This is a genomic window from Sphingopyxis sp. LC81 (assembly GCF_000756375.1).
Classification (GTDB): Bacteria; Pseudomonadota; Alphaproteobacteria; order Sphingomonadales; family Sphingomonadaceae; genus Sphingopyxis.
The window spans coordinates 103,314-110,301 of record NZ_JNFD01000046.1; the positions used below are offsets into that span (position 1 = coordinate 103,314).

A 6,988-nucleotide genomic window follows, 5' to 3' on the forward strand; every position below is an offset into this window, starting at 1 on the left:
ATTCCGGATCAGGGCGCGCCGCGCGGCTCGTCGTCCTCGACCCCTTCGGGACCAAGCTCGTCGTCCTCGTCGTCGTCGCTGCGTTCGCCGCGATAGGCGTCCATGTCGATCCGCCCCGACCGTTCCATCTGACGCATATGGTCGACCAGATCCTGGACATCGTCGCTGGCGTTCCCGTTGCCGACCTTGTCGCTGTCTTCCTGCGGCCGATCGCGACGCGCGGCTTCGGCAACGCTCTGCGCCTGCGCCTCCTCGTCATCCTGCTCGCGATTGCGCGCTTCGGGGGCTTCGTCGGCTTGGGCCTCTGCTTTGCGGGGATCGTCGATCATGGCCGGCTCCTTTCAGGGGACAGCCGGGAAACGCGCAGGGTGTCGCGGCCGTTCCTCAGGCGGCGGCCGCCAGTATTTTCGTCTCGATCACGCGAATGAAAACCTCGGGATCCTGCGCCCCCGGGATCAGCATCCGCCCGCCGAGGATGAAAGCGGGCACCCCGGTGATATTCTGGTCGGCCCAATAGGCTTCTTCGGTGCGCACCATCTCGCCGAACTCGTCCGACGCCAGGATCGCCGCCGCACGTTCGCGGTCGAGCCCCACCGACGCCGCGACATCGGCGAGCACCGCATGATCGCTGACATCGCGATTGTCGGTGAAGTGCGCGGCGAATAACGCGAGCTTCAGCGCGGTCTGCACGCCCGTCGCCGCATCCTGCTCGGGCTCCTCGAGCGCGCCAGCCCAGGTCAGCAGGCGGTGCGCATCGAAACTATTGCGTACGCGGCTTTCACCGCTGCGATTGAAGGTGAAGCCGAGGTCGGCGGCGACCCCCGCCAGCTTGCCGCTGTTCGCGCGGCTCTGCTCGGCGCTGATCCCATATTTGCGCATGACATGCGCCGCGGCATCCTCACCCTCGGGCGGCATGTCGGGGTTCAGCTCGAACGGATGCCACTGGACGCGGAAATCCAGCCGTCCCGCAAAATGGTCCATGACCTTGCGGAACTTCAGCCAGCCGATGATGCACCAGGGGCACATCACGTCGGACACGATGTCGACGCTGAGGCGCGGTACGCGCGGTTCGGTCAAATTTCTTCTCCTGCCGGCACGCGCCGCCGCACTCAGTCGGAACGGCGATCCTTGCCCGTCCGCCGATCGCCCTTTCGGCGATCCGGCCCTTTATAATTCGGGTCGTCGGTCGTCCGGCGGTCACTCGACCGCCGCTCCGAACTCGCCCTTTTGTCCTCATCGCTTGTCATACGCTTCCTCCCCACCACAAAGGAAAACAGAAGCGACCCGGCGCGCAATAGCTCATAAAATGGTAAAAAAGACAAGCAACGGCGGGAATAGGCCGCTTGTGGGTGGATCAACTTTGGGGTGTGCACAAGACAGGCAGTTTGGCAGCCACCTCCTCGAACGGCGGACATTCCCCCCCGCCCCGATATGCATCAGCTCACGCGAATGGGCTCAACGCACCCATTGGCCAATCGCCATATTACGTCCTGCGGAACGGGCAAACCGAGGGCGTCATCCTTGGTCAGACCTAGATAGGCTCCCCGAATGAGGCGCCCCACTAATCCATGCGACACGGCCAGTACGACGCCTTGCAAGCTATCCAACCATTGGGTCACTCGCGTCATAGCAGCATCGTAGCTTTCACCATCGGGTGATCGGAAAAACCAGTCGAATGGGGTCGTTTCATCCAATCGCCCAGGCCACTGGGCGTCTATGTCTGCATGGGTAAGGCCGTCCCACGAACCAACCGAAACCTCGGCAATTCGGGGCTCCCACTGGGGCTCTGGAAGGGCGCCAAATGTTTTGATGATGGCGGTGGTTTCGCGCACTCGGCCCAACGGACTTGCTACCAACACCTCTATCTCGGCCGCGACTGCGGCAAGGTGCCGTCCATATGCGGCTGCCTGTGCCACACCCTTTTCTGTCAGGCGGGAGTCGAGCTTTCCTTGAAAGCGGCCCGAGGCGTTCCATTCGGTTTCACCATGCCGAACCAGATAAATCTCTTTTTGCGACGACATAGCCACGGAACACCTTCCACTTCTGGTTCCGGGACTCTTACAAAGGCTACTCTACGGCGGCCACTAACATCCTCCTGCCAATGTTCCGCTCATCGACGCCTTGCCGAACAATTCATGGATCAGATCATCTGAAACGACCCGCTCTTCTCAAAAGCGGTAAATGCCTCGACACTTCGGCGCATATTCTCGAGCATCGGGGGCAGGTCGTCCGGGCGATACCAACGCAGATCCAGCGTTTCCGAACCGTCGGCGGTCACAGCGCCGTCAAACTTGGTCGCGTAGAACATCAGGACGAAGAACTGGCAAACATCGCCGTTCGGGAAGCGCACCGTCTCATATTCCGGATCGCTGCCGAAACCAAAGGGCACCGGGTTTCGGATGCGAAGTCCGGTCTCCTCGAGCGTCTCGCGGACGACCACCTCCGTCAAATCCTCGCCCTCCTCCGCATTTCCGCCGGGAAGACCCCACACGCCGAAGTCGCTTCGGTGTTGCAGGAGGATCGATCCATCGCTGCGGACGATTACGACGCGCGCTCCCGGAACCAGCAGGCAGCGGCTCCCGACGAGCGAACGCAGCTTTCCAAGATAGCTATCCGCGAAACTCATCGGACTGCCCGCTATCCAGCGTCGACGGGCCCCGCATTATCGACCGCCGCGACCGGCCGCGACAACACCCACCAGCTTCCGACCATCAGCAGCACGGTCAGCGCCTCGATGATCATCGCCTGGACGATCCCCGTGTTCACCGCATCGCCGCTCGCCACCCCGAACAACCGGCCGGCAAGCGCGGTGCCATAGAGCGCGGCGGGCACCAGCAGCGCGCGCAGCCAGCCCGGCACCAGCGCGCCGGTCGCGGCGGCGCCCGCGGCGACAAGGAAAAAGGCCGACAGGTCGGCGCGGATCGTATTGGTCGCCGGACCCTCGACCAATATGCCAAAGGTCTCGGTATAGCTCGCGGGGTCGAACAACCCCCGCGCACCGACGATGACAAAGAATAGCGCCCACAGCAGGACGGCGCCGCGCAAGACCCAATTGACCATCATTCTTCTCCCCGATTTGCCGGCAGGCTGCGGCATCGGAGAAAAAAGTGCAATCTATTCCGGGTTAAACATCGTCCGCCGCGAACGTCTCTTCGATCCAGCCGCCGCCCAGCACGCGCGAATTGTCGGCGGCATCGTAGAGCACCGCCGCCTGCCCCGGCGCGACGCCATATTCGGGCGTCGCAAAGATCAGCCGGTCGCCCGCAACGCGCGCGGGCACCGGCTTCGCCATGCTGCGCACCTTCGCCAGCACATCGCGCCCGTCGACCGCGCCGAGCCAGTTCGCCTCGCCCAGCCGCGCGCCGGACACCGCGAGCGCGCGCCGCGGTCCGACGATCACCGCTTTCGTCGCGGCTTCGAGGCGCACCACATACAATGGTTCGGCCTGCCCGCCGATCTCGATCCCGCGCCGCTGCCCGACGGTATAATGGATCAAGCCCTTGTGCGCGCCGAGCACGGTGCCGTCGACATGGACGATGTCACCCTGATCGTCGGCCTCGGGGCGCAGCTTGCGCACCAGCGTCGCATAATCGCCATCGGGAACGAAGCAGATATCCTGGCTGTCGGGCTTGCCCGCGACGCCGAGCCCCAGATCGCGTGCAATCTCGCGCACCACGCTCTTCTCGAGCCCGCCCAAGGGAAAGCGCAGGAAGTCGAGCTGGTCCTGCGTCGTCGCGAAGAGGAAATAGCTCTGGTCGCGCGCCGGATCGACCGCACGGTGCAGCTCGGCGCCCTGCGGCCCCATCATACGGCGCACATAATGACCCGTCGCGAGGCAATCGGCGCCCAGCTCCTTGGCGAGCCGGAACAGGTCGGTGAACTTCACCCCCATATTACAGCGCACGCAGGGGATCGGCGTCCGGCCCGACAGATATTCGTCGGCGAACTGGTCGATCACCGTGTCGCGGAAACGGCTTTCATGGTCATAGACATGGTGCGCGAAGCCCAGCCGGTCGGCGACCGCGCGCGCGTCGCGGATGTCCTGCCCGGCGCAGCACGCACCGACGCGCTTCGCCTTGGCGCCATGATCATAGAGCTGGAGCGTCACGCCGATCACCTCGGCGCCCGATCGCGCGGCGAGCGCGGCAACGACGCTCGAGTCGACTCCGCCCGACATCGCGACGACGATTCGCCGGTCCTTCAGCGGCGAAGCGAGCTGAAAGTCGGCCTGGGCAAGCCCGGCAGGGGAAGGAATCGCCTCGATCATGGTCGGCGCCATCTAGGGACGCGAATGCAAAAAAGCCAGCTTTTCCGCGCAAAGTGTCAAGATATTGACGGGGGTTAAGCTTCGCTAACAGGTTCTGAAACGGGCATTTACGGGACCTTAGCTCCTCTGGCCTAGACGAGTCGCATGAACTTCGTTCCGTCCGATCTTCCGCGCATCGCCGGTGCGGCCAAGCTGTCAAAGCCCGGCTTCGACATCATATTGGCCGTGTCCAGCGCGCGCCAGGCCGCCCTGCCGACGGTGCGGCAGCTGCGGACGCACGCGCATCGCGAACGCCATGCGGCGAAGCTTAACGCCGTTCGCCACATATTTTGCGGGACGCGTGCAAGGGCGGAACAAAAAGCCCCGCGCGTCGTTCGTTTCTTCGATTTATCCGACGATGCGAACGTCCTGCCCGAAACTATGAACGGCCTGTTTACCAGAGGATTTCAGCCGATGTTGAATCCCTCGGATCTAGATATGAATGCGTCGGACACACCCCCATCCGACGGTAAAAATGTGGAATGACTATGATCGAGAATCAGAAAATCCGGCCCGCTCAGGTTATCGGCCCCCTCGGGGAGCCGTTGACGCTGGACTCGCTGCCGCCCCCGTCGACGACCCGCTGGGTCGTTCGCCGCAAGGCAGAGGTCGTCGCGGCCGTTAACGGCGGGCTCCTGTCCGTCGACGAAGCGTGCGAACGCTATGGGCTGACCCTCGAGGAATTTGCCGGCTGGCAGCGGTCGATCGACCGCAGCGGCATGCCCGGACTGCGCGTCACGCGCATCCAGCATTACCGCGACCTCTATGAGCGCCAACAGCGCTTCTAAAGGCCGCGGGACCGGACCAGATATGAGAGAGGGCGCTTCGGGCGCCCTCTTTTTTGCCTGCCGCATATGGAATGGCAAAAGCCGCAGCCATCCCGGCCGGCCTTAACAACGCCTATATCGGAAAAGAAATCAACATGATTTCATTGACTTATAATTTCATTGCAACCCTTGCGTTCACCCCGCGTTAAGCCCCCAAGTCAACTTTGGGAGTCATTCAATATGCGTAAGATGTTCATCACCCTCGCCGCTACCTCGGCCCTCGCGCTCGGCGCCTGCCAGAGCCCGGCTGCCGACAAGGTCGAGGATCAGGCCGAAGCCAAGGCCGACGTGATCGACGAGCAGGCCGACGCCATGCCCGAGGGCGCGGCCAAGGAAGCAACCGAGGCGAAGGCCGACGCCGTCGAAGCCGCCGGCGAGGAAAAGGCCAACGCGATGGACGATAGCGGCGAGATCGCCCCGTCGGAAGTCGCCCCCACCACGCCGCCGGCCGACCCCGCCAAGAAGTAAGGGCTGCCTCCCCTAAAGGGCAGGGTGAAGGGCGCCGGTTGATTCCGGCGCCCTTTATCGTGCGCGGCCTATTTTCGCGGACCTGTGATCTCGATCACCCCCGCCGCGCGCAATCGCGGATATTGACCCTGAATGGGACGGGAACTCGCTTTTAAGCGAACCATTTCACGGACCACCCTCCCGCCGCCACCAGCGACCCAGGGCGGCGGGAGGGACTAGCCGCGAGCCTCTTCGAGCAGGCGCAGCACATCCTGCACCCCCGGCGCATCGTCATCGGCGCGCAGCGCCGCGATCGCCGCCGCGACGTCGAGCCTATAGTCGGCGACCCCCGCCGACTCGCCCGCCCACGCCGCATCCATCGATTTCACCAGCCGCCGCGCCGCGGCATTTTCCGACAACATATGCACCTCGAGCGTGTCCAGCCCCTCGGCATGGCAATGGACGAGCAGCGCCGCGGTCATCATCCGCGCCAGCCCCCGCCCCTGGAATGCGTCGAGCACCGCGATCGAAAATTCACCCACCGGCCCGTCATGCCGGTGGCGCACCGCATGCACCGCGCCGATCGGCGGCTGCCCCGGGCATTCGGTGCAGATCGCGCCCCACGCGATATGGTCGTGCCCGTCGACGTCGGCGAGCCGCTCGACCACCGCATCGGGCAGCACCGGCGCGGGCGAGAAAAAGCGCAGATAGCGCGACTCCGCCGACAGCTTGGCGATCCCCTCGCGGATCAGCGGCGCATCGTCGGGGGTGATCGTGCGCAGGCACACCGCGGTGCCGTCGTTCAGCGTGCAGTGCACCGCGATATCCTCGATCCGCGGCGCCACCCGCGCCCCTGCCTGCTTGTCCATTCCGGTCATCGCGGCCTCCTGCCCGCGCACGATAGGGGCGCCGCGCCCTGCCCGCAATCCACCGCTTGGCGGCGCGCCCTACGCATTTTTCCCCCGCCATAATCGGTGAAATGTTGAAAGCCGGACCACCCTTAACTTTGGTAATGTTGCACCTCGAAGTCGAAAAGGTTGCACGTCTGTGATCCACGCCCACCCGGACAGCGACACACGCTATGAAGTGCTCGGCGACCGCCTCGCGCGGCTGCGTCAGGCACGGGGGCTCAGCAAGACCGACATCGCCGGCCGGCTCGGCGTCACCGTCACCTCGATCTGCTATTGGGAACAGGGCCGCTCGCGCCCGCGGCTCGCGCGGCTGCAGGCGCTCGCCGATCTCCTCGGCACCTCGCCCACCGAACTGCTAAGCCGCGACAGCGCACCGGGCAGCGACCATCTTTCGGACCTCGTCACCCGCATGCGCGCCGAAATCGCCCACGCCGCGGGCACCACCCCGTCGAAAGTGCGCATCACCATCGAGATGTAGGCGCCCCGCGCCGCCACCC

General features: G+C 64.5%; 11 protein-coding genes. 4 read left to right on the forward strand and 7 right to left on the reverse strand.

Translation table 11 applies throughout. The annotated features are described in order from the left end of the window. Window positions 1-8 precede the first annotated feature (8 nt). The 6 genes from FG91_RS19690 to mnmA form a co-directional block, all read right to left on the reverse strand. Window positions 9-329 carry a hypothetical protein gene (locus FG91_RS19690; RefSeq protein ID WP_052187948.1) on the reverse strand — a complete coding sequence of 107 codons (321 nt, stop codon included), beginning with the start codon at window positions 327-329 and terminating at the stop codon, window positions 9-11. Between the two features lie 55 nt (window positions 330-384). Next, complete coding sequence (locus FG91_RS19695) at window positions 385-1,077, reverse strand: DsbA family oxidoreductase (RefSeq protein WP_037518526.1); 693 nt, start codon at window positions 1,075-1,077, stop codon at window positions 385-387. A 359-nt stretch (window positions 1,078-1,436) separates the two neighbouring features. Next, window positions 1,437-2,021 carry a histidine phosphatase family protein gene (locus FG91_RS21575; RefSeq protein ID WP_081940694.1) on the reverse strand — a complete coding sequence of 195 codons (585 nt, stop codon included), beginning with the start codon at window positions 2,019-2,021 and terminating at the stop codon, window positions 1,437-1,439. Between the two features lie 119 nt (window positions 2,022-2,140). Next, window positions 2,141-2,626, reverse strand: coding sequence for an NUDIX domain-containing protein (locus tag FG91_RS19700; RefSeq protein ID WP_037518527.1), 486 nt, complete (start codon window positions 2,624-2,626; stop codon window positions 2,141-2,143). Window positions 2,627-2,637: 11 nt separating this feature from the next. Beyond that, on the reverse strand, window positions 2,638-3,063 hold the full coding sequence (locus FG91_RS19705) for a hypothetical protein (protein WP_235212108.1): 426 nt from the start codon (window positions 3,061-3,063) through the stop codon (window positions 2,638-2,640). Between the two features lie 61 nt (window positions 3,064-3,124). Then, window positions 3,125-4,279 carry a tRNA 2-thiouridine(34) synthase MnmA gene (mnmA, locus tag FG91_RS19710; RefSeq protein WP_200878493.1) on the reverse strand — a complete coding sequence of 385 codons (1,155 nt, stop codon included), beginning with the start codon at window positions 4,277-4,279 and terminating at the stop codon, window positions 3,125-3,127. A 132-nt stretch (window positions 4,280-4,411) separates the two neighbouring features. On the opposite strand from mnmA, the gene FG91_RS19715 reads away from it, so the two are divergent. From FG91_RS19715 to FG91_RS19725, 3 genes are all read left to right on the forward strand, one after another. Further along, on the forward strand, window positions 4,412-4,792 hold the full coding sequence (locus FG91_RS19715) for a hypothetical protein (RefSeq protein WP_037518528.1): 381 nt from the start codon (window positions 4,412-4,414) through the stop codon (window positions 4,790-4,792). Between the two features lie 2 nt (window positions 4,793-4,794). Beyond that, window positions 4,795-5,094 carry a CtrA inhibitor SciP gene (gene sciP / locus FG91_RS19720; protein WP_037518529.1) on the forward strand — a complete coding sequence of 100 codons (300 nt, stop codon included), beginning with the start codon at window positions 4,795-4,797 and terminating at the stop codon, window positions 5,092-5,094. Window positions 5,095-5,313: 219 nt separating this feature from the next. Next, the gene (locus FG91_RS19725) at window positions 5,314-5,601 is read left to right on the forward strand and encodes a hypothetical protein (protein ID WP_037518530.1); all 288 of its coding nucleotides are present in this window, start codon (window positions 5,314-5,316) and stop codon (window positions 5,599-5,601) included. Between the two features lie 215 nt (window positions 5,602-5,816). Here FG91_RS19725 and FG91_RS19730 read toward each other — a convergent pair whose 3' ends face one another. Further along, on the reverse strand, window positions 5,817-6,458 hold the full coding sequence (locus FG91_RS19730) for a GNAT family N-acetyltransferase (protein WP_037518587.1): 642 nt from the start codon (window positions 6,456-6,458) through the stop codon (window positions 5,817-5,819). Between the two features lie 169 nt (window positions 6,459-6,627). Between FG91_RS19730 and FG91_RS19735 the strand changes: the two genes are divergently transcribed. After that, window positions 6,628-6,969, forward strand: coding sequence for a helix-turn-helix domain-containing protein (locus FG91_RS19735; protein ID WP_052187950.1), 342 nt, complete (start codon window positions 6,628-6,630; stop codon window positions 6,967-6,969). Window positions 6,970-6,988 lie beyond the last annotated feature (19 nt).